The organism is Pseudohalioglobus lutimaris (genome assembly GCF_002866825.1).
Taxonomy (GTDB): domain Bacteria; phylum Pseudomonadota; class Gammaproteobacteria; order Pseudomonadales; family Halieaceae; genus Halioglobus; species Halioglobus lutimaris.
Map to the genome: position 1 here is coordinate 1 of NZ_PKUS01000050.1, position 21,615 is coordinate 21,615.

At 57.2% G+C, this 21,615-nt stretch carries 21 protein-coding genes; 11 read left to right on the forward strand and 10 right to left on the reverse strand.

The genetic code is table 11. From position 1 onward, the window contains the following. Window positions 1-111: 111 nt before the first annotated feature. The 4 genes from C0039_RS20170 to C0039_RS20185 all read right to left on the reverse strand — a co-directional run bounded on the left by C0039_RS20170 (window position 112) and on the right by C0039_RS20185 (window position 3,992). Entirely contained in the window at window positions 112-1,134 is a 1,023-nt protein-coding gene (locus C0039_RS20170) for an OmpA family protein (RefSeq protein ID WP_075998654.1), read from the reverse strand. Between the two features lie 92 nt (window positions 1,135-1,226). Continuing rightward, entirely contained in the window at window positions 1,227-1,880 is a 654-nt protein-coding gene (gene hda, locus C0039_RS20175) for a DnaA regulatory inactivator Hda (RefSeq protein WP_101519133.1), read from the reverse strand. A 1-nt stretch (window position 1,881) separates the two neighbouring features. Further along, window positions 1,882-2,964, reverse strand: a complete 1,083-nt coding sequence (locus C0039_RS20180; RefSeq protein WP_101519134.1) for an AI-2E family transporter — start codon at window positions 2,962-2,964, stop codon at window positions 1,882-1,884. Then, window positions 2,952-3,992, reverse strand: a complete 1,041-nt coding sequence (locus C0039_RS20185) for a DUF2066 domain-containing protein (RefSeq protein WP_165787204.1) — start codon at window positions 3,990-3,992, stop codon at window positions 2,952-2,954. Before C0039_RS20185 ends, C0039_RS20180 begins: the two co-directional genes overlap by 13 nt. Before the next feature lie 151 nt (window positions 3,993-4,143). On the opposite strand from C0039_RS20185, the gene purM reads away from it, so the two are divergent. The 3 genes from purM to C0039_RS20200 are packed head-to-tail and all read left to right on the forward strand — an operon-like array spanning window position 4,144 to window position 6,558. Further along, a complete protein-coding gene (purM, locus tag C0039_RS20190; RefSeq protein ID WP_075998656.1) occupies window positions 4,144-5,184 on the forward strand; it encodes a phosphoribosylformylglycinamidine cyclo-ligase in 1,041 nt (346 codons plus the stop codon). Beyond that, window positions 5,181-5,846: a phosphoribosylglycinamide formyltransferase gene (gene purN / locus C0039_RS20195; protein WP_101519136.1), complete on the forward strand. Its 666-nt coding sequence runs from the start codon at window positions 5,181-5,183 to the stop codon at window positions 5,844-5,846. The genes purM and purN overlap by 4 nt, the downstream gene beginning before the upstream one ends. Beyond that, window positions 5,794-6,558 (forward strand): DUF3108 domain-containing protein, encoded by a 765-nt coding sequence (locus C0039_RS20200; RefSeq protein WP_232334852.1) that lies wholly within the window; start codon window positions 5,794-5,796, stop codon window positions 6,556-6,558. The genes purN and C0039_RS20200 overlap by 53 nt, the downstream gene beginning before the upstream one ends. An 8-nt stretch (window positions 6,559-6,566) precedes the next feature. Here the strand turns inward: C0039_RS20200 and dcd are convergent, their stop codons facing one another. Both dcd and apbC read right to left on the reverse strand, forming a co-directional pair. Beyond that, window positions 6,567-7,136, reverse strand: coding sequence for a dCTP deaminase (dcd, locus tag C0039_RS20205; RefSeq protein WP_075998658.1), 570 nt, complete (start codon window positions 7,134-7,136; stop codon window positions 6,567-6,569). A 15-nt stretch (window positions 7,137-7,151) separates the two neighbouring features. Then, a complete protein-coding gene (gene apbC, locus C0039_RS20210) occupies window positions 7,152-7,967 on the reverse strand; it encodes an iron-sulfur cluster carrier protein ApbC (protein WP_076002064.1) in 816 nt (271 codons plus the stop codon). A 196-nt stretch (window positions 7,968-8,163) separates the two neighbouring features. Here apbC and metG point away from each other — a divergent pair, with 196 nt between their 5' ends. From metG to C0039_RS20245, 7 genes are all read left to right on the forward strand, one after another. After that, window positions 8,164-10,191, forward strand: a complete 2,028-nt coding sequence (gene metG, locus C0039_RS20215; RefSeq protein ID WP_101519137.1) for a methionine--tRNA ligase — start codon at window positions 8,164-8,166, stop codon at window positions 10,189-10,191. A 210-nt stretch (window positions 10,192-10,401) separates the two neighbouring features. Continuing rightward, window positions 10,402-10,980 (forward strand): electron transport complex subunit RsxA, encoded by a 579-nt coding sequence (gene rsxA, locus C0039_RS20220; RefSeq protein ID WP_075998660.1) that lies wholly within the window; start codon window positions 10,402-10,404, stop codon window positions 10,978-10,980. Between the two features lie 6 nt (window positions 10,981-10,986). Next, window positions 10,987-11,598, forward strand: a complete 612-nt coding sequence (rsxB, locus tag C0039_RS20225; RefSeq protein WP_075998661.1) for an electron transport complex subunit RsxB — start codon at window positions 10,987-10,989, stop codon at window positions 11,596-11,598. Further along, entirely contained in the window at window positions 11,595-13,622 is a 2,028-nt protein-coding gene (gene rsxC / locus C0039_RS20230) for an electron transport complex subunit RsxC (protein WP_075998662.1), read from the forward strand. Before rsxB ends, rsxC begins: the two co-directional genes overlap by 4 nt. 1 nt (window position 13,623) lies before the next feature. Beyond that, entirely contained in the window at window positions 13,624-14,652 is a 1,029-nt protein-coding gene (gene rsxD / locus C0039_RS20235; protein WP_075998663.1) for an electron transport complex subunit RsxD, read from the forward strand. Next, entirely contained in the window at window positions 14,652-15,302 is a 651-nt protein-coding gene (rsxG, locus tag C0039_RS20240; RefSeq protein WP_075998664.1) for an electron transport complex subunit RsxG, read from the forward strand. Before rsxD ends, rsxG begins: the two co-directional genes overlap by 1 nt. Beyond that, entirely contained in the window at window positions 15,299-16,012 is a 714-nt protein-coding gene (locus tag C0039_RS20245; protein WP_101519138.1) for an electron transport complex subunit E, read from the forward strand. Before rsxG ends, C0039_RS20245 begins: the two co-directional genes overlap by 4 nt. Here the strand turns inward: C0039_RS20245 and C0039_RS20250 are convergent. The 4 genes from C0039_RS20250 to C0039_RS20265 form a co-directional block, all read right to left on the reverse strand. Further along, window positions 16,009-16,416, reverse strand: coding sequence for a hypothetical protein (locus C0039_RS20250; RefSeq protein ID WP_232334853.1), 408 nt, complete (start codon window positions 16,414-16,416; stop codon window positions 16,009-16,011). The genes C0039_RS20245 and C0039_RS20250 overlap by 4 nt on opposite strands. Before the next feature lie 2 nt (window positions 16,417-16,418). After that, window positions 16,419-16,877 carry a ribosomal protein S18-alanine N-acetyltransferase gene (gene rimI, locus C0039_RS20255; protein ID WP_075998666.1) on the reverse strand — a complete coding sequence of 153 codons (459 nt, stop codon included), beginning with the start codon at window positions 16,875-16,877 and terminating at the stop codon, window positions 16,419-16,421. Next, window positions 16,870-17,253, reverse strand: a complete 384-nt coding sequence (locus C0039_RS21145) for a hypothetical protein (protein WP_165787205.1) — start codon at window positions 17,251-17,253, stop codon at window positions 16,870-16,872. The genes rimI and C0039_RS21145 overlap by 8 nt, the downstream gene beginning before the upstream one ends. 328 nt (window positions 17,254-17,581) lie before the next feature. Further along, complete coding sequence (locus C0039_RS20265; protein ID WP_101519139.1) at window positions 17,582-18,427, reverse strand: glycosyltransferase family 2 protein; 846 nt, start codon at window positions 18,425-18,427, stop codon at window positions 17,582-17,584. A gap of 350 nt (window positions 18,428-18,777) precedes the next feature. On the opposite strand from C0039_RS20265, the gene C0039_RS20270 reads away from it, so the two are divergent. Further along, complete coding sequence (locus C0039_RS20270; protein WP_133126061.1) at window positions 18,778-21,072, forward strand: hypothetical protein; 2,295 nt, start codon at window positions 18,778-18,780, stop codon at window positions 21,070-21,072. The last annotated feature ends 543 nt before the right edge of the window (window positions 21,073-21,615 follow it).

Consider the following 21,615-nt stretch of genomic DNA (forward strand, 5'->3'; position numbering starts at 1 on the left):
AATCATTATAACTACTGAGATTCAGGCTTTTCTATTTCGTCCCTAATTGTGGGACAGCAGTGGGGTAAACCCGCCTTTTTTATTTCGCTGCCTGGCAGCGCTGCTTACTGCTTACTCCTCGAATTCTACTTCCAGGGTCGCCATCACACGGCGGTTTGCAGCACGTCCTTCTTCAGTGTTGTTGTCAGCCACGGGCTGCGTCTCACCGTAGCCCTTGGGCTCAAGGCGCTGGGGAGCAATACCGTGCTCGGCAACCAGGTAATCCACAACGGCCTGCGCGCGCTGCTGGGACAGTGACTGGTTGTACTCTTCAGGACCTGTGCTGTCGGTGTGGCCTTCGATGTCCACGTATACGTCCTCAAAGCGCTTGAGGAAGGCCGCAAGTTCACCGAGATCAGCAAAGTACTGTTCCTGTACCGTGGAAGAGTCAAAGCCGAAATTGACCATCAGCTTGATCGATGCCACCTGGGCAACCGGCAGCGGACAACCTACTGCATCAACCCGCGTGCCTGCGGGGGTGCCAGGGCACTGGTCAATGTCATCAGTCACGCCATCGCCATCCTCATCACCAATCTGCTGAACCGGTGCAGGGTCAGCCTTGGTCTTGCCCAGGTAATAGTTAATACCAACAGACAACAGCGTGTCTTTCCTGGACTCATCCAGGCTGTAAAGCATACGAGCTTCAGCGCGCAGGCCAAACTCTGGCGTGATCATCCAGCGCGCACCAATACCACCATTCACTGTGGTTTCCACGGTGTCAGCATCGCCATAGTCAACGTCGATTTCACCTGCACCAAACGCAAGGTATGGGCGGATACGATTGGGGCCACCGATATAGCTGCCCCCGTAATAAAGCATGCCCAACTGCCAGGTGGTGATGTCCGCGCGGCCTCCGCCATTCTCGAAGCGGGCGTCATCGTCCGCGTAGAGGACTTCTGCCGCCCAATTGTCGTTGAACGCCCATTCGAGGCCAGCCCAAGGGGTGGTAGTGTCATCGAGTTCGCGTTCGCCGTCGTTCTTCCACAAGCCCATACCCATATTAAGGGTAAGCGGTATCTCGGCGGATGCCATGGGGGCAACAGCGGCGAGCGAAAACCCGCAGGCGACTGCGGTTGCGAGTAAATGCTTCTTCATTTTGTGGTAACTCCACTTTCTGGTTGTTTTCTAGCGTCGATAATAGCACTGGATGCCGAAAAGTTCATGAAATGAGACCTAAAGCAGCAATATCACCAATCCAGGGTCTGTTTGATAAAAGGGATGGACAGTGCACGCTGCTCGGCAAGCGAGGCTCTGTCCAGCCGGTCCAGGACCTCAAGCAATTGCGCCAGGTCGCGACGAGCACGCGCGAAGATATAGGCAACGACCTCCTCCGACATCTGCAAGCCGCGACGCTGGGCTCGAAAGCGCAGTATCGCCCGCTTTACTTCATCGGTTCCTGCCGGCAGATGATAGACCACCCCCCAACTCGCGCCGCTGGCAGCAATCAGCAGCCTACAGCCCCATTCGCGGGCGCGATTGTAGAGATCAAAAAGGGCCAGCTCCCATGCTTCCTCCCCGATCACAGCGTCAAGATCATCCAGCGCAACCAGGGTAAGCGTTTCTACTCCCGCCAGCACCTCCTCGGGGGGGTAGGCATACAATTCTGCCAGCGGCAGATAGAGGGCTGACTCACCGGTAAGATGGCAACAGGCCTGCAACAAGTGAGACTTTCCACTTCCGGCAGCACCATGCAGGTAGACTACCGCCTCCCCCTGTTCGGCACACTGACTCTCCAGGACACCGATAAGCGCTTCCGTCTCGGCAGTGGGCAGGAAATTCTCCAGCGTAGCGTCATCTCGCAGCTGCACCAGAAGCGGCAGCTGACCCTGTTGCCGTTGCAAGCTAGTCTCTCCCGTAGAGGTCGCTGGCGCGATAATGATGCATGGCGTGACGAAGGAAAACCATCACCACTGCGGCGACCGGTAACGCCAGGACCACGCCCACGAATCCGGCAATCTGGCCCCCTGCCATCAACGCAAAAATCACTGCAACCGGGTGCAATCCGATTCGGTCGCCAACCAGAACAGGAGTCAACACCATGCTTTCAACGGCCTGGCCCACGCCAAATACCAGGGCAACCCACAACAGCATGGTCCAGTCATGAAACTGGGCATAGGCAGCAATGCAGGAGGCTACGATTCCGACGATAAAGCCCAGGTAGGGCACTATACTGGCCAGACCGGCGATAATACCCAGCAGCATTGCCAGTTGCACACCGACCAGCCACAGCCCCACGGAGTAGATAACACCCAATGAACACATCACCAGAAACTGGCCGCGAAGAAATGCGCCGACAACTTCATCCGACTCACTGACCAATTCAATGCTCTTTTGCTGCCAGGCAAGTGGCAGCAGGTCCAGGGACTTGCTGATCAGTACATCCCAGTCGCGCATCAGATAGAAGGCAACGACAGGTACCAGCGCCAGATTAGCCATCCACAACATCAGGCCAGCACCTGAACCGGTGATGGTTTTCAGTGACTGCGCGGTAAACCGACCAACGGATTGCCAATTGTCCGCCAGCTGCCCGGACCAGTCGACCTGGGGTAACTGACGATCCGGCAGGTCAAATGTCTGCTGCACCCAGGGGATCAGCCCCTGCGTTAGCCAACGATAAAGGTCCGGTACTTTCGCAACCAGCGCATCCAGTTGGTGCAGCAACATGGGCAGGGCGAAAATAAGCGCCACGGCAACGATTGCTGTAAACAAGAGAAACACAATAGCCACGCCGAGACTGCGCTGCATTCCCAGGCGCTCGAGCCGGTCTACCATTGGGTCACCCAGGTAGCCGATCAGCCCCCCCAGCACAAAAGGTGTAAGAATAGGCTGCAGCAGGTAGAGCAATACCGAAAGCGCGGCCAATACAGCCAGGGCAATCGGCCACCGGTATACCGCAACACGCTCCAGCGGGTCTAGTTCGTCCATTGGTACACCAGCTCACCGGGAACACCCGGCACAGGTTGCAGACGCTTGTTCAGCTCGATAATAGTGGCCAGCTGCGTGGCATCTGCGCCGGCATCCAGCCCCAACTCGATACGATCGCCGCCTATAAACTGAATATTGGCGTGTTCAATCAGTTCCAGGCTCTCCAGCCAGTTGACAATGGCCGTGTAATCGGAAAACTCAAGAACGCCACTGACAACCATCGGCACCCGCGCATCCACTGCGCCGCTGGGTGCAACGGCATAACGCGAGGCCATTTCCTCAGCCACCATATTCACCCCCACCTGCAGAAAGCCCCCGGCGGCGGACGCGTTACTGGAACGGTCCAGCCGCAGCGGACCACTGAAGTAGCTCCAGTCGCCCGTCCACTGCCCCGTGGAAACGACTACTGCCCTGCCTACCAGCACATCTTCGACACCGTAGCGAGCAGAGGCAGCCACTATATCGGTGCCGCGCTGTTCCCAGACGTCCTCGAGTGTAACTTCTGTGGCGTCGCGCAAGTCATAGAGTGGCAGCCGGGCCGGGACACCGCGCCGGTCGAACTCAACAAGTACTTGCGCCGCCAGTTCCGGTGTATCCAGGGAGCTGACCAACTGCCTTTCTCCATTGAGCTCTACGGCAACCCAAACCAGCACCCTGGGTCTATTGGCCGTCCACAATGGCAGGCCGGCATCGGTGAGCAGGCCGTTAACGTAAGCCGAACCAAATTCAAAACGCGCTGACAAACCGCTTTCAAGGCTATCGTCGCGCGCGAAAGCATATTGCTGCACCTGGCTGCGCGCGCCCGGCAGAGCCTCGGCGATGACCGGGTTTTGCAGAGCATCAGCACTGCCGGAGACCTTCACCACCACCTCGGCCAGCGCTTCCTGGGCGGCGGCGGCCATGGCAGCTTGCCCCTGATTGGCCACAGGCACCGTTGCCGCGTGCAGCCCCCTGACGACCTCGGCACTGGCAGCAGTCGCGATGACCAGCAGAGCCAGGGCGATTAACCCAGATAAACACTTATACACAGAGAATTCCCGGAGATATAAACTGGCGGCATTGTAACAGCCCAGCCCCGGCAGTTGCAGCATGGTGCTATTTCTCCATATTGGGTGGTGCCATTGCGCTCCAGCCGTAATAAAATGGCGCGCCATTTCCTCGTAGTGGATTACCCAGCTCATGAGCCAAGACAGCAACAAACCCTCCCTGAGTTACCAGGATGCCGGCGTGAACATTGACGCTGGCAACGCACTGGTAGAACGTATAAAAGGCGTTTCAAAGCGTACTGCCCGGCCGGAAGTGCTGGGTGGTCTGGGTGGATTCGGTGCACTCTGCGAGATTCCGCAGGGTTACCAGCAGCCCGTACTGGTTTCCGGCACCGATGGGGTAGGCACCAAATTGAGGCTGGCAATGGACATGGGTATTCATGACACCATTGGCATTGATCTCGTCGCCATGTGCGTCAATGACCTGGTGGTAGCTGGCGCAGAACCCTTATTTTTCCTTGACTACTATGCCACTGGTGCCCTGAACGTGGATACGGCCGCAGCGGTGGTGGAGGGTATTGGCAAGGGCTGCGAACTGGCCGGGTGCGCGCTGGTGGGCGGTGAGACCGCAGAGATGCCGGGCATGTATGAGGGCGAGGATTACGACCTGGCCGGCTTTTGCGTCGGCGTCGTGGAAAAGTCCAAGATCATCGATGGCAGTTCTGTTACTGCGGGTGATGCACTTATCGCTATTGGCAGTAGTGGACCCCACTCGAACGGTTACTCCCTGATACGCAAGATCGTAGAGGTTAGCGGAGCGAATCTGTCCGACCCTCTGGATGGACGCAGCCTGGGTGAGGCCTTGCTGGCACCGACAACCATCTACGTCAAATCACTGCTCAAGCTGTTCAAGACAGTCGAAGTCAAGGCGCTTTCCCATATCACCGGCGGAGGGCTGCTGGAAAACCTGCCACGCGTATTACCCGAGAACTGCAACGCACAGATCGATACAACAAGCTGGGAATGGCCTCCCATTTTCAACTGGCTCCAGCAGCAAGGCAACGTGGCCAGCCTGGAAATGTACCGCACTTTCAACTGCGGCGTAGGAATGATCATCTGCGTGGCGGCTGAACAGGCGCAGTTGACGCTGGACACGCTGCGGGCATCCGGCCACCAGGCCTGGCAGGCAGGGGTTGTTACCGAGGGGAACAACGAGGTAGAACTACTCCCGTGAATGATCAACGCCCTGCTCGCCTGGCCATATTGATCTCAGGCCGGGGCTCCAATATGCAGGCCTTTATAGATGCTTGTGGGCGCGGTGACCTGAACGCATCTATCGCCCTGGTGCTAAGCAACAACCCGGGGGCGGCAGGCCTGACCCACGCCGCCAGTGCCGGCATCACCACGGCGTGCATCGATCATCGAGAGTACGACAGCAGGGAGGCTTTTGACGCGGCCATGGTCGCCGAAATCAGCAGGCACGATCCGGACCTGGTCATCCTTGCTGGATTTATGCGCATACTCACTCCGGTTTTTATCGAGCCTTTCGCCGGAAAATTATTGAACATTCACCCATCTTTGCTGCCAAAGTATCCCGGGCTGCACACGCATCAGCGCGCCCTGGATGCCGGCGATGCAGAAGCTGGCGTAACAGTACATTTTGTTACACCCCAGTTGGATGGCGGGCCACCAATAATCCAGGCACGTGTCCCGGTGAAAAGCGGCGACACCGCAGACTCCCTTGCTGCCAGGGTCATACAGCAGGAACATATTATCTACCCAATTGCCGCCAGCTGGCTGTTGCAGGGTAGATTACGATTAAGTAAACAAGGAGCAATTCTTGATGGCGATCCCATACCTGCCACAGGCATCGACTATGTTCACGGCAATCACTAGCCGCTGCATACTGGCGACCGCAATGGCGGTTGCGTCACTACCAGGTGGAGCTGCAAATGCGACGTCAGAACAGGAGGCGACGGAACTCAGTCCCTACACTGCGAAATACCGCACTACAGCCAGGGGGATGGCCCTGACCCTTAACCGCAAGCTGGAACGCAATGCGGACAACAGCTACACCCTGACCAATGGCGGCAAGATCATGGTGGTGGGCTTCCACGAGATGAGCGTTTTCTCTACCCGCGGCACTTCAATCATCCCCAAATCTTATGTTTACCAGGGCACCGGGCTCATCAATCGCCGCCGCGAAATTCATTTCACGCAAGGCGCAGACACCATTCGCAGCCTTTATAAAGACCAATGGTACGACCTGCCCTATGAGGACGGCACGCTGGACAGGTTCAGCCAACAGGAACAGTTACGCTTGTTCCTGTTGAACGACCCGGATCCCAGGGAAGATATTTCCATTCGAGTTGCCGACGGCAAGCGCGTTAAAGAGTACCTGCTCAGATATATGGGAGAGGCGGTACTGGACACCCCCATGGGCCAGTTGCAGACCCTGCACTTCAAACGCATCCACGATGACCCCGACCGCACCTCAGACACCTGGATCGCACCTGAACTGGACTACCTGATGGTAAAAACGGTCCACGTGGAAGATGGTTCAACCACCACGGTTATGATCACTGAGGCCAAATTACAAGGCCGCTAGGCGAAAACTCACGCCTTGGGCAGGGTGACGCCGGTTTGCCCCTGGTATTTACCGCCGCGGTCCTTGTAGCTGACTTCGCATACTTCGTCAGACTCAAAAAACAACATCTGTGCTACACCCTCATTGGCGTATATCTTGGCGGGTAAAGTAGTGGTATTGGAAAACTCCAGAGTCACATGTCCTTCCCACTCCGGTTCCAGCGGTGTCACGTTAACGATAATACCGCAGCGCGCATAGGTTGACTTGCCCAGGCAGATAGTCAGCACATTGCGAGGAATGCGAAAATACTCCACCGTTCGCGCCAGAGCGAACGAATTCGGCGGGATCACGCAAACATCACTGGATACATCGACAAAGCTCCCCTCATCGAAACCCTTGGGGTCCACCGTGGCGGAGTTGATATTGGTGAAGACCTTGAACTCACTTGAGCAGCGTACATCGTAGCCGTAACTAGATGTTCCATAGGAAATAAGGCGATTCCCGCCAGGGTCTGCCCGCACCTGTCCTGCCTCGAAAGGCTCAATCATTGCGTGTTCCTGCGCCATACGGCGGATCCACTTGTCTGACTTGATACTCACGTTGTGCTTTCCCGTTCAGTCGTCTGAAATTGTTATTTCCGGGAACTGGCGCACCGCGCCATCCTCCCGGCCGGCTATGGCCTTCTGAATGCTGTCGGCTATCGACAGGTAGGCTGCAGCAAGCGACGACTCGGGTTCTGCCACCACAGTCGGCGTCCCCGTATCAGTCTGCTCGCGAATGCGTCGGTCCAGTGGCAGACTGCCCAACAGCGGCACGCCGTACTGCGCCGATATGCGTTCACCCCCCTGCTCACCAAATATGTGTTCTTCGTGCCCACACTGACTGCACACGTGCATGGCCATGTTCTCTACCACCCCCAGAATCGGAACGTCCACTTTACGGAACATCTCGATGCCTTTGCGCGCGTCGAGCAGCGCGATGTCCTGGGGCGTAGTAACGATAACCGCTCCCGCCAGAGAAGCCTTCTGCGACAGTGTTAACTGAATGTCGCCAGTACCGGGTGGCATATCAATTATCAGGTAATCGAGCGGTCCCCACAGGGTCCCCTCCAGCATCTGCACCAGGGCTCCGCCAGCCATAGGCCCGCGCCAGACCATGGGGGTCTTGTCTGTCACCAGGTAAGCCATAGACATGGTCTTCAACCCCAGGGCCTTGATCGGCAACAGGAACTGGCCTCCCTGTTGCTCGGGGCGCACACCTTCTGCCACACCCAGCATTACCTGCTGACTGGGGCCGTAGATGTCGGCATCCAGCAACCCCACCTCTGCTCCTCTGGCCGCAAGCGCCAGGGCCAGGTTGACCGCCGTGGTGGACTTCCCCACGCCGCCTTTGCCGGAAGCAACGGCAATAATGTGTTTGATTTCGTTCATGAAATATCGCATTTGTTGTGGGAGCCGCGACGAATTCGGCTGCTCCTGTGAGCGCCGTAGTATACGGACTAGCGCCTCCGCAAACCAGTGGCGCGGTGCTGGTCAATGGTGGCCCGGCGATGTTCCGCGCGGATGAAATCAACGAGCAAAACCGCTATAGTAGCGCCCCTTTTTACCAGCTCCGGACCCCCAAAGCATGGCTTCCAACGCCCCCCGTAAAATCCTGGTCACCAGCGCACTGCCCTATGCCAACGGCCCACTCCACCTGGGGCACATGCTGGAGCAGGTGCAAACTGATATCTGGGTACGCTTTCAAAAGTCCCGGGGGAATGACTGTTTGTACGTTTGTGCCGACGATGCGCACGGCACAGCCATCATGCTCGCTGCTGAAAAACTGGGTATCACACCGGAGCAGCATATCGACAACATGCATCAGTTACATGTTAAAGACAGTGAAGGCTTTCTTATCGACTTCGCCAACTTTTACACGACCCACTCTGAGGAGAACCGGCGCTGGAGCGAGCGCATCTACCAGAATCTCAAAGACAATAACCACATCGCTACCCGCGAGATCACCCAGGCATTTGACCCTGAGAAGCAGTTATTCCTGGCCGACCGGTTTATCAAGGGAAGCTGCCCGCGCTGTAAAGCGGAAGACCAGTATGGCGACAACTGCGAGAACTGCGGGGCCACCTACAGCCCCTCTGACCTCATCAACCCGGTTTCAGCCATTTCCGGGGCGACGCCCGTGGACAAAGCGTCAACCCATTTCTTCTTCAAATTGCCGGAGTACGAGAGCATGCTCAAGGCATGGCTGGACTCGGGCACCCTGCAGCCGCAGGTAGCGAACAAGCTGCGTGAATGGACTGACGCAGGCTTGCAGGAGTGGGATATCAGCCGCGATGCACCCTACTTCGGCTTTGAGATCCCCGGCGAACCGGGCAAGTACTTTTATGTCTGGCTGGATGCCCCAATCGGCTACATCGCCAGCTTCGAGAATTACTGTCGACGCACCGGGCACCCTTTTGACGAGTACTGGCAGCCGGGCACGGATACTGAGCTTTACCACTTCATCGGTAAGGATATTATCAATTTTCATGGTCTGTTCTGGCCGGCAATGCTGGATTGCGCGGGCTTGCGCACCCCCACGGCCATCTACGCCCATGGCTTCCTTACCGTCAATGGCACCAAGATGTCCAAGAGTCGCGGTACGTTCATCAATGCCAGCACCTACCTTGAGCACCTGGACGCTGAATACCTGCGCTATTACTTTGCCGCCAAGCTTAGCGACTCAGTTGATGATATAGACCTCAACCTTGAAGACTTCGTCCAGCGCGTCAATTCCGACGTTGTCGGCAAGGTTGTCAATATCGCCAGCCGCTGCGCCGGCTTTCTGCGCAAAGGCTTCGAGAACCGACTCACCGCTACCTGCATGGAACAGGAACTGGTCGAAGACTTCATCGCCGCCGGAGACAGCATCGCAGTGCTCTACGAGCAGCGCGAATTTAACACGGCGGTGCGCGAGGTCATGGCCCTCGCTGACCGCGCAAATCAATATATAGACAACCGGAAACCCTGGGTTCTCGCCAAAGAAGCAGGCAGGGAGCCGGAGGTACACGAGGTGTGCAGTGTGGGCATCAACCTGTTCAGGGTATTGATGACCTATCTCAAACCAGTACTCCCCGCGATGGCTGAAAAGTCAGAGTCTTTTCTCAATACCTCGCTGGACTGGACCTCGCTGGACGCCCCGCTGGTTGACCATGAACTATCCGCGTTCAAACCGCTGATCCAGCGGATCGACCTGAAAAATGTGGAAGCCATGGTGGAGTCCAGCAAAACCGCAGAACCGGCCAAGACCGCACCGGCGCCGAAGGCAGCGCCCGCACTGGAGAGCGAAACCATCCAATTCGATGACTTCGCCAAAATTGACCTGCGCATCGCCGAAATTACCGCTGCAGACCACGTCGAGGGCGCCGACAAATTACTTAAGCTGACCCTGGATCTGGGCGACCTTGGAAGCAAGCAGGTGTTTGCGGGCATCAAGGCCGCCTACCAGCCCGAAGACCTGGTGGGCAAGCTCACGGTCATGGTCGCCAATCTTGCCCCGAGAAAAATGCGCTTTGGTGTGTCCGAGGGCATGGTCCTCGCTGCCGGACCCGGAGGTGAGGACATCTACCTGCTCGAGCCTCATGCCGGCGCTCGCCCCGGAATGCCAGTCAAGTAGAGTACAGACCACGACAACTATTGCTCCACGTTTCACCGGGAACTGCTGAGTATGCATACCGGGAATACCATTGCAGCCGGGCCCTGGACTAATAGTCGTTAGTCTGCAAATACGTACTGCTATCCAGCGCCGTTAAGGATAGAATATGCGCCTGAAATCACGGAGATAACCTTACCGCAATACATGCGGTAAAACGGTGAAAACCTTACTATGTTGGCGGACTATTCCATACTGTTGATCGGCGCGATTCTGGTCAACAATTTCGTGCTGGTGCAGTTCCTGGGGCTGTGCCCATTTATGGGTGTGTCCAATAAACTGGAAACCGCCATGGGCATGTCCATGGCGACGACGTTCGTGCTGACCCTTGCGTCTGCTTGCAGCAACCTCACTTATCACTTCCTGCTCGCCCCGCTCGGCCTTGAGTACCTGAAAACCATTTCCTTCATTTTAGTCATCGCCGTCGTGGTCCAATTCACCGAGATGGTGGTGCGCAAGTCCAGTCCGCTGCTGCACCGTGTGCTGGGTGTTTACCTGCCGCTGATCACAACCAACTGCGCTGTACTCGGGGTCGCGCTGCTCAACATCAACAAGGATCATTCATTCACCCAATCGCTGTTCTACGGCTTTGGAGCCGCGGTGGGCTTTTCCCTGGTGCTGGTGCTGTTTGCAGCGATGCGCGAGCGACTGGCCGTCGCCGATGTTCCGGAGCCGTTCCAGGGCGCGGCAATCGGTATGATCACAGCCGGTTTAATGTCATTGGCATTTCTGGGTTTTGCTGGACTGGTATAGAAACAGATGTACGCATTGATCGCCCAGTACCCTCTGCTCGCCGCTCTTTTTGCCCTGGTCTCCCTGGGCGCGGTCTTCGGCGCAATCCTTGGCTACGCTGCAGTTCGTTTCAAGGCCGAGGGCAACCCCATTGTCGACCAGATTAACGCCATTCTCCCCCAGACCCAGTGTGGGCAGTGTGGCCACCCGGGCTGCAGACCCTATGCTGAAGCCATCGCTGCGGGCGAAGAAATCAATAAGTGCCCACCTGGTGGGCAGGCGGGCGTGCAGGCACTGGCCGACCTGCTGGACGTTGAAGCGCCCACCCTGGATGAGGAACACGGTGAAGAGAAAGTACCTCACGTAGCTTACATCCACGAGGACGACTGTATAGGCTGCACCAAGTGCATTCAGGCCTGCCCTGTGGATGCGATACTGGGCGCGGCAAAACACATGCACACGGTTATCGTCAGCGAGTGCACCGGCTGCGACCTCTGCGTTGACCCCTGTCCGGTCGACTGTATTGACATGATTCCGGAAGATGAAACGCTGCGTAGCTGGCATTGGCAGTTACCAGACCCCAACAGCCGGCAAGTGGATATCATTGCTACTGACGCTGCTGCCGAGGCAGCCGCATGAGAAAAGTATTCGACTTCCACGGTGGTATTCACCCAGCGGAAAACAAGCACCAGTCCCTGCGCACGCCTATTGCCAGCGCCGGTGTGCCGGCGGAACTCATACTGCCTCTTTCCCAGCATATCGGCGCTCCGGCAGAACCCATTGTCGAAGTGGGTCAGCGGGTACTCAAAGGACAAGTGGTAGCGGCCGCAAGCGGCTTCGTCAGCGTGCCGGTACATGCACCGACTTCAGGGCAGGTTACAGCAATAGAAGACCGGCTAATTGCCCACCCTTCTGGTCTCAGCGCCCCATGCATCGTCATCACCAGCGACGGCCTTGATCAGTGGCAGGAATGCCAACCCGTTGCCGACTACCACAGTGTGGACAAAGCGGACTTGCTGGCACGGATTCGCGACGCGGGAATAGCCGGCATGGGCGGCGCAGGATTTCCAACAGCAGTCAAGCTCACGGTCAAACCGCAGGCACCTATAGCAACGCTGATACTCAACGGTACCGAGTGCGAGCCTTATATTACAGCAGACGACATACTCATGCGCGAGCGTGCGCAGCATATTATCGAAGGCGCACAGATCCTCTCTCACTTGATTGAACCGTCTGAAGTCCTCATCGGTATAGAGGATAACAAGCCCGAGAGCATCGCTGCGATGCAGGTGGCGGCCCAGGGCACCGGAATCGAGATAGTGGTCTTCCCCACCAAGTACCCCTCCGGCGGCGAAAAACAGCTGATCGAAATCCTCACCGGTAAACAAGTTCCCAGCGGGGGCCTGCCCGCAGATATCGGGGTTATCTGCCAGAACGTCGGCTCTGCTGTCGCGGTGCGTGATGCCATTTTGGAAGGGAAGCCGCTGATCTCCCGGGTCGTCACCGTTACCGGTGAAGCCGTTGAAGAGCCCCAAAACCTCGAGGCCTTGATCGGCACTCCCATGTCTTACTTGTTACAAACGGCAGGTTATCAGGCAGCTAAAAACCAACGACTAATCATGGGGGGGCCCATGATGGGCTTCACCGTGCCCGACGCCGACGTGCCCATTGTCAAAACGACCAACTGCATACTCGCACCCTCCGCTGCGGAGTTACCCGCCCCCCCGCCCGCGCAGCCCTGCATACGCTGCGGCATGTGTGCCGAAGCCTGCCCCGCCAGCCTGCTACCGCAACAATTATTCTGGTTCGCCCAGGGCAAGGAATTTGAGAAAGCGGAACAGCACAACCTGTTCGATTGCATAGAGTGCGGCGCATGTTCCTACGTCTGCCCCAGCACTATCCCACTGGTGCAGTATTACCGCGCGGCCAAGGCAGAGGTGATACAGATTCGCCAGGACGCAGAGAAGTCAGAGCACTCAAGGCTTCGCTTCGAAGCACGCCAGGCTCGAAAGGAACGCGAAGAAGCCGAGAAAGAAGCAAAGCGCGCAGCGCGCAAAAAGGCAGCCGAAGAAAAAGCGCGCCTTGCCGCGGAGCAAGGCGACGCGCAGGAAGACCCTATTCAGGCGGCGATTGAGCGGGCAAAGGCAAAGAAGGCAGCTCAAGCCAGTGGCGGCGATGCCGAGAGCGAACTGGAAAAGCTGGAAAAGCTGGTGATTACCACGCGCAAACGGCTGGAAACTGCTTCGACCAAGCTAGAGGCGGCTAAGGCAGAGGGTTCTGAACACGTGGATGCATTGCAGCTGGGCGTCGACAAAACCAGTGCCAAACTCGCTGCTGCAGAGCAAGCTCTGCATGCATACCAGCAGGCAAACCCCAGCCCGGATATACCGGCCCCGGCAGCGCCCGACGATGCCGCCCAGGCCGCCATCGAGCGAGCCATGGCCGCTCGTCAAGCGGATGCGGCAAAAAGCCCTGAGGAGAAAGCCAGGGAAAGCCTGCAGAAACTGGAGGCACGCCTGGCCAAGTCAGAGGCACGCCTGCAGGAAGGCCGTGCTGCGGGTGAAGAGGAAAAAATAATTATTGCCCTGGAATCAACAGTAGAGCGCCTGCGAGAAAAAGTCGCCGCAGGCAAAGCGCAACTGAAACAAGCGGAGACCTGTTGACGTGTCCCTGATGCGCATTACATCACCCCACGCTCACGGGCCCTCCAGAACCAGCAGAGTCATGCAGCAGGTACTGCTGGCCACGCTCCCGGGCGTCATCGTACTCACCCACTTTTTTGGTTTCGGCACGCTGGTCAATATTTTTTGGGCAGGAATACTCGCTGTGGCTTTCGAAGCCCTGGCGCTGAAACTTCGCAAACGGCCCCTGGGGTTTTACCTGGGCGATTACAGTGCGCTGGTCACCGCGGTTTTACTCGGTATCGCCCTGCCCCCTTACTCGCCCTGGTGGTTGATTGCCGTGGGCATCGCCTCGGCCATTTTACTGGCAAAGCATCTCTACGGTGGACTGGGCTATAACCCGTTCAACCCCGCAATGGTCGGATACGTTGTATTGCTGATCTCTTTCCCCGTACAGATGACAAGCTGGGCGCCCCCCCGCGGAGCGGGCGAACTCCCCGGATTGATAGACGCACTTCAGGCCTGCTTCCTACCAGCCAGTTTCGACGGCGTGACCATGGCCACACCTCTGGACCTGTTAAAGCAGAACGACAGCCTGCTGATGGAGGATCTTTGGCAGGCCAACCCGCAGTTCGGCCGCTGGGGTGGACTTGGCTGGGAATGGGCGAGCATCGCTTTTCTGGCGGGCGGACTCTGGCTGCTGTACCAGCGGGTATTTACCTGGCACGCACCGCTTTCTATGCTCGCCACACTGACGCTTATGGCGGCATTGTTCTACGATGGAGGTAGCAGCGCCAGCGGTGGGTCACCGCTGTTCCACCTGCTCAGCGGGGCGACCATGTTTGGCGCTTTCTTTATTGTCACCGACCCGGTGTCATCGGCTGTTTCCGTGCGCGGCCGCCTGATCTACGGAGCCCTCATCGGGTTGTTGGTTTATCTCATCCGCATTTTCGGCAACTACCCTGACGCGGTCGCGTTCGCCGTCCTGATCATGAACCTGGCGGCACCCTTTATCGACCAGTACACGCAGCCTCGAACCTATGGACATGCCCGTCAAGGAGGCGACCGGTGATGCTGGGGCAATCAATCACCAAAAATGCAGTACTGCTGGCAGTGTTCGCGATGTCCACCGCCCTGCTGCTGGCCGGTACCTACCTGCTGACCCAGGACCGGATCGCAGAAGAAATTCGCAAGGCCGAAGAGAAGGCGCTTTTGCAAATAGTACCCCGAGAGCGGCACAACAACTCCATGCTTGACGACACGATCACCGTGGGTGCGGACATCAGCGCCCTGGGTCTGCGCACGGAGAAGCAAATATACCGGGCACGCCAGGACGGCCGTGTCGTTGCAGCAATCATTCCGGCCACCGCCAGGGATGGCTATAGCGGCGACATCGACCTGGTGATCGGCGTCAATGCAGATGGCACAGTGGCCGGTGTGCGCACACTTTCCCACAAGGAAACACCCGGGCTGGGTGATAAAGTGGACCTCGCTAAAAGTGACTGGATCCTGAACTTCACTGGCCGCTCGCTTCGCGACCCCCTCCCTGGCCAATGGGCGGTCACCAAGGACAAAGGCGTTTTCGACTCTTTCACTGGTGCAACGATTACACCCCGGGCTGTTGTCGCTACGGTTAAAGGAGTACTGGAGTATGCCGGGGATAACAGTGAGGTACTCTTTGGCATACCCGCCACAGTCACCCCGGAAGGAGCACAAGAATGAGCGACGTCAGTTACCGGGAGCTCTCCCTCAATGGACTGTGGAAGAACAATCCCGCTATCGTACAATTGCTGGGGCTGTGCCCATTGCTCGCCGTCACCGGCTCCGTCGTCAACGCCATAGGCCTGGGTATCGCCACGACGCTGGTACTGGTCACCTCCAACACCTGTGTCTCCATCATTCGTAATATTGTTTCCGACGCGGTGCGGCTGCCCGCATTTGTCATGATTATTGCCTCTGCGGTGACCTGTATCGAGCTGCTGATGCAGGCATTCGCCTATGAGCTATACCAGATTCTGGGGATCTTCCTGCCGCTCATTACCACCAACTGCGTGATTCTTGGTCGCGCCGAAGCCTTCGCCTGCAAGAACAGCTTGCTGCCCTCGGTTTATGACGGACTGATTATGGGCGCGGGCTTTGGCGCCGTACTGGTATTGCTGGGGGGCCTGCGTGAGCTCGCGGGCACAGGTGCCCTGTTTGCAGACATGGACCTGCTGTTTGGTCCGGCGGCCGCTAGCTGGAAGCTGGTTGTCTTTGAGGATTACCAGTCCTTCTTGCTGGCGATCTTGCCCCCCGGTGCATTCATCTTTACGGGCCTGATGATCGCGGTGAAGAACATTATCGATGCGCGCATCCAGGCACGCCTGGACGCCATGAAAGACAAGCCCGTCAAAGGCTCCAAACGCGTTCGCGTTACCGGCACCATTTCCTAATCATTTCGGTTGGCCGTCAACGTCTCGAGGATTTCGTCCACGGCGGCATCATCCATGCCCCCGTTCTCTTCATCGCAGCTGTAGGTGATGTATAGCAGCATGGTTCCGCGGGCCACGTACCACTCGCGAATGGCAGCCCCCTCCGCCAGGTAACTCCCTGTAACGCCAGCGAAATCACCGGTTCTGACCCGTTGCCAGTCCAGGGGGTTATCGGCCTCATCTACCGCGATCTGCATCACGCTGGCATCATCGAATTCACCTGTCTCCTTGAACAGCGTGGATATTTCAATACAGCCAACATCGTCATGGTCGCCTACCAGTATGCTTTCGTCTTCTGACTCGGCCCACCACTCGGGAGGCACTGCCAGGCTCCACCACTCCGTTTCCAAGATATTAAACGACACTTCTACAACCTCCTCGACATCAACAGTGCGTTCTCGCGACCCTTTTCCGTGACGTAGTAACCTTGCCTCACCCCATCCACCGTAAAACCATTCTTCTGGTAAAGCATTTTCGCCGACAAATTCGACTCACGCACCTCCAGCACACAACGGGACAAACCCTCTGCAGCCATTCTGGACAGAGCCGCGAGCAGCAACCTGGAACCAAGCCCCAGGCCCTGGTGCTCCCTGCCGACGACCACATTGTCCAGACTAGCCTCGTCAACCAGCCGGGAGTAGAGCAGGAACCCCCGTAGCTCACCGTCCTGGCGGCTGACCAGCGCGTGAAAACGATCATGCTCGCAATAGCGAGCCAGGTTTGTTGTCGTCCAGGGGTTGAGAGCAAATTGCGCGTCCAGCGCCGCCATCGCCGGCCCATCGTCCAGCGTTGCCGGGCAGATAGCTGGAAGGCGCGCCTCAGGCACGCAGAGTCAAAGGCTGCAGATCTGACCACACCTGGCGCTTGCAGGCAGGCTTCTCCAGCATTTCAATCGTGCTGCATGTATGCACATGGGTGATGGCACCCAGCTGTCCGGTATCGACGAACCCAGCGCCAGCCTCACCTAGCATTACCACTGCCCGACAGTGCTGTTCCTCAATGTGACGCAGAAGGAAGGCCGCCAGAGCGGCCCTGGCGGCATCAGCGCCCTGATCCAGTTGCCGACTGCTATGCATGGGCCAGTCAAACTGCGCGACTTTTGGCGCCGCCACCTCGCCTTTTATTGCCCGCGCCATCGCGTGAATAAGCCTGATCTGCTCACTGGCCAACGGAAGTCCCTCCAGGGACTCAAGCCAGGCCACTCCGCCCACGAAAACCGCAACAAGATTGAATTTAACAGCAGCTGACCCCGCGCGAGACGGCGCTGGCCGGACTGGTGATTTGGCGATAGATTCCGCCTGAGTGTCAACCCGCGGCCTCAAGGGTGGGCGCTGCGGGGGCGCGGATTTGTTTACTTGTTCAGCCGTTGCGGCTCCCGTTTCCGAGGTGCAAACGAGGGCGAGTCGACGCGTCGGCGCAGCACCCGGCAACTGGGTACGAGAGACATAACTGTCTATACCCATGGCCCGGAGATAGGACAACCTTTTCGGTTCGTTCATGGCCAGCATTGTAACAGTTTTCCCGGTAGCACTATATCCAGCGCCAGCCATGCTGACGAAAAAACCTTAGCCCGGAACTCATGAACATCTGCAGGTGCCGCCAACCTTTTCTGGCAGCGTATCCACCGTGATGAATAATCCGCAGCTGGGGCATATACACCACAGCGCCCAACCGCCCCAGGCGCAAAGAAAGGTCAAAATCCTCGAAGTAGAGGAAATAGCGCTCATCGAACCCCCCAACCTCGCGCAATTGCGCACTGCGAGCGAGCATAAAACAACCACTCGCCAGGGGGACCACCACTTCTGCATCGGCCGCACATACATCGCTCATTTCATATTTGGCCATGCGCCCGGGAAAGAAGCGCCGCCCTAGTCCGGGGAAGAATGCCCGTAGCACAAGGACCAGCACAGAAGGCTCGCGCTTACACAGGAATTCCTGCCGGCCATCGGCTCCAGCGGCGTAGGGACTGAGCAATACCACGCTGTTATCCTCCTGGAGGCGGCGGCAACCTAAAGCCAGCGCATCCGGGTCAAGTTCTACGTCAGGATTAAGCACCAGGAAGTAGCAACCGGTGGCCCCGGTCAATACCCGGTTATGCCCCGCGCCAAAACCGAGGTTCACAGGCAGTTGAAGCAGATCAATGCGCAGCTCTCCCCTGGAACTGAACTCATCCAGCAAAGCTGTCAGCTGCTGCTGATAAGTTGGGGCCGAGCCATTGTCGACAATGGTGACGTCCAGACCACTTATTGCACCTGACACCACAAACCCTGCCGCCCGGTCGAGGCTGAGCAGCGTTTTCCGCAACAACCCAAGCGCGCTGTTATGAACCACGATAGAAACAGTAATTCGCGAGGCGCTTGCCGATAAGGGATTCATCCGCGCATATTAACAGTTCCTGAATGCCCAGGGTCTCTGCCCACCCAATCTTATGCCAAATCTGCCCAAATTCGGCCAGCCAGCGTCGTTTTCCAACTTTTTCGAAGATTTTTCTTTAAATCCATTTGGGTAAAGCTATCATCGACCCTGATGGTGCATCTTGGAAGTTTGTGTAATTAGCCACAATTCCCGTCTATCACCATGTTTCCATGAGGTTTTTTGTTGATCGCATGGTAAGCTGGCTGACGTTGATACAAGGAAAGTTACGACACTGGTTTTGGCAGACCGAACCAGAAGATGCCGAATCACAATATTAAGACTCGCTGCTTAGCGAGCAACAGGGGATAGAGATGACTAGACGATTCGCCACTTTAACCAGCCGCATGGCTGTCGCCTTCACCATGATGCTCGCTATAGCCGCCTGCGGCGGCGGTGGTGGCGGAGGTGGCGGCTTCAAAGGAGACTCTGGCGGCAGCGGTAACGGTAGCGATACCTACTTTCTGCAGGTCGCACTGAAAGATGCTGATGGCAACGACACCAGCATAGTCAGCAGCACCTCCCCGGGTACACTGCAGGTTTTTGTCACCCGGAATGGCAAGAAAGGTCCTGCGGTCCCTGATGTTATCGTCCTGGCTTCTACTGACAGCGGCCTGCTGTTCCCATCGAGCGGCTCTAAACTGACCAATTCCGATGGCTTTGTCACGTTTCGAATAGAAGCCGGTGAAGGTAAAGGCGCCGGAACCATCGAGGTCAGCGTCAACGATGAAGTCGGCAACACTGTCACTGAGAGGGTCAATTTCCAGTTGGGAGAGACAGGACTGAGACTCGGCTACCTCGAGAGTGGAACATTCTTCGAAAATGAAATAAAAATCTCCCCCAGCGGCCCCATTTCATCTGAGGGAGAGGCGATACTCACCCTGGCCATCGTTGAGGAGAACGGCTTACCCGTTCAGAGCGCTGAAAGCATAAGCATCAGCAGCCCCTGCCTGGACTCCGGCGATGCGACAACTGAACCAGCCAACCCCGTCGCGACTGTTACCGGCCAGGTCACTGTTACTTATCTTGCCAACGGTTGTGAAGGCGTGGACACGGTCACAGCCAGGCTGATTGGCAGTGCCGCACAGGCCGTCGGCGATGTCGAAGTCGCCGCGCCCAGCGCCAATGGAATGCTGTTCGTCAGCGCCACCCCCGAGCTGATTGTGCTCAGGGGCACTGGTGGCGGCGCAGAGCGTCCAGAGCGATCTGTTGTGACATTCCAGGCGGTAAACTCTGCTAACGAACCGCTTGAGGGTGTAAGGGTGAGCTTTGACCTGAGCACTGACGTCGGTGAGCTACGCTTGTCTCCCACCTCAGCAGTCAGCGACGCCGAGGGACTGGTAACGACCATCGTTTCTTCAGGTGACGTGGCCACCGGGGTCCGTGTGATCGCCACAGCCGATTCAGGTGACACCAGCAACGTTTCCGCTGTTTCCGATGTCATTACCGTCAGTACCGGCCTGCCCGACCAGAACTCTATCTCCCTCTCCGTGGAAGGTGGGTTTGTGGTCGAAGAAGGCATGACAAAAGACGGCGTCACCCGCAACCTCATCGTGCGCATGGCGGACAAATTCAACAACCCTGTTCCCGACGGCACCCCGGCCGTTTTCACAACCGAATACGGCGCCATTGAGTCGACCTGTAAAACCGTCGGGGGGGCTTGCTCTGTCGTCTGGACCAGCCAGGCACCGCGAGTACCCACTCTGGACGATAATCAGGATCTGGTTGTTACCATCAACAGCCCTGGATACAACTGCCCCAGCCATAACGGCAGCAGCGGACCCTGCCCTGATGACCTGGGCCCTATCCGCGGTGGCCGTTCCACTATCCTGGTTACCGCGATCGGCGAAGAGTCCTTCATCGACCGTAACGGTAATGGCATATTTGACCAGGATGAAGCAGAGGATGGCCTCTGGTCCAACCTGACTGAAGCGTTCCTGGACAACAGCGAGAATGGCTTCTACGACCCGGCCTCGCAGGCCTGCAACCCCGACGAGAGCTCTCTCAACTGTCGCGCAGGTTCTGAAGAGATTTTTATTGACTACAACAACAACGGTTTCTTCGACGCCGATGGCGATGATATTGGCAATGGTTATCCCGACGAAGGTGTACTGGCTGTGTACAACGGGTTGCTTTGCCCCCTGGAGGGTGACGGCATCTGGTGTACCCGTGAATTGCTGAACGTACGTGACAGCGCCGTGCTGATCCTCTCTGCTGACCCTAACTGGGCTGTTTCACTGTACCGTGGGCGCACACCCGTTAGCAGCACTACTGCCGGCAACACTTACACTGCCTATGTCGCTGACCTGTTTAACAACAAGCCCACTGCCGGCTCGACTGTAAGCATTACTGCGGGCGAGCCCTGCACCATTGAAGGTAAAACCAGCTACGAGGTGCCCAACACTACCGCACCGGGCGCATTCACTATCGGCTTTACCCAGGCTGGTGTAGTCGAATATGACTCCTGTGCCGGCCCGGCGCCCAGTACGACTGGCGAGTTGACTATTTCACTGACCCCTAAAGATGGCGGCCCGGAGTTCTCGAAGGGGTGGATCTGTTCTGCGAACCTGGTAGACACTGCGCCCGACCCGCTATGCCCTACCCCATAGCACAATAGTTAATTACTACTGTAAAGCCGCGGTTATCCGCGGCTTTTTTTAATCTCTACTTTCCTTCAAGAGTGTGCAGAACAATAGGGAAGGATGTTCACTCTACGCATTCGCTATAAAACCCAGCACCTCAGATTAATCGCCCACAACCCGGAAACAATGGGCGCGATCAGGCGATTTAACCCTGCGCTCCCTGTACCCTGACAGAACAACAGGCTCACCAGAAGCACCGTTCAGGGCCTCCTGCTTCCCTCGTAGTAAGAAGGCAAAACAAAGTTAATGGGATGTATGTTACAGAACATGAAGCCGCATCGCCCCGCTCATGACTTTGAAAACACGATGTGCAAGTGCTGCAGTGCTCAGTACTTGCAGCTATATACGGCGGTGATTACGTCGAGACAAACTCGCAAGAGCGCATGATGGCTATATGGAAAACGAAAAAAAACCCGCAGCGCGTGCTACGGGTTTTTCTTTTTTTAGAAGCCTGGCGATGACCTACTCTCACATGGAGAAACTCCACACTACCATCGGCGATGCATCGTT

Excerpts from the sequence above, each read along its gene's own strand:
- C0039_RS20170 (WP_075998654.1), bottom strand. The coding sequence starts at position 1,134 with ATGAAGAAGCATTTACTCGCAACCGCAGTCGCCTGCGGGTTTTCGCTC.
- C0039_RS20180 (WP_101519134.1), bottom strand. The coding sequence starts at position 2,964 with ATGGACGAACTAGACCCGCTGGAGCGTGTTGCGGTATACCGGTGGCCG.
- purM (WP_075998656.1), top strand. The coding sequence starts at position 4,144 with ATGAGCCAAGACAGCAACAAACCCTCCCTGAGTTACCAGGATGCCGGC.
- C0039_RS20200 (WP_232334852.1), top strand. The coding sequence starts at position 5,794 with ATGGCGATCCCATACCTGCCACAGGCATCGACTATGTTCACGGCAATC.
- apbC (WP_076002064.1), bottom strand. The coding sequence starts at position 7,967 with ATGAACGAAATCAAACACATTATTGCCGTTGCTTCCGGCAAAGGCGGC.
- metG (WP_101519137.1), top strand. The coding sequence starts at position 8,164 with ATGGCTTCCAACGCCCCCCGTAAAATCCTGGTCACCAGCGCACTGCCC.
- rsxA (WP_075998660.1), top strand. The coding sequence starts at position 10,402 with ATGTTGGCGGACTATTCCATACTGTTGATCGGCGCGATTCTGGTCAAC.
- rsxB (WP_075998661.1), top strand. The coding sequence starts at position 10,987 with ATGTACGCATTGATCGCCCAGTACCCTCTGCTCGCCGCTCTTTTTGCC.
- rsxC (WP_075998662.1), top strand. The coding sequence starts at position 11,595 with ATGAGAAAAGTATTCGACTTCCACGGTGGTATTCACCCAGCGGAAAAC.
- rsxG (WP_075998664.1), top strand. The coding sequence starts at position 14,652 with ATGCTGGGGCAATCAATCACCAAAAATGCAGTACTGCTGGCAGTGTTC.
- C0039_RS20245 (WP_101519138.1), top strand. The coding sequence starts at position 15,299 with ATGAGCGACGTCAGTTACCGGGAGCTCTCCCTCAATGGACTGTGGAAG.
- C0039_RS20265 (WP_101519139.1), bottom strand. The coding sequence starts at position 18,427 with ATGAATCCCTTATCGGCAAGCGCCTCGCGAATTACTGTTTCTATCGTG.
- C0039_RS20270 (WP_133126061.1), top strand. The coding sequence starts at position 18,778 with ATGACTAGACGATTCGCCACTTTAACCAGCCGCATGGCTGTCGCCTTC.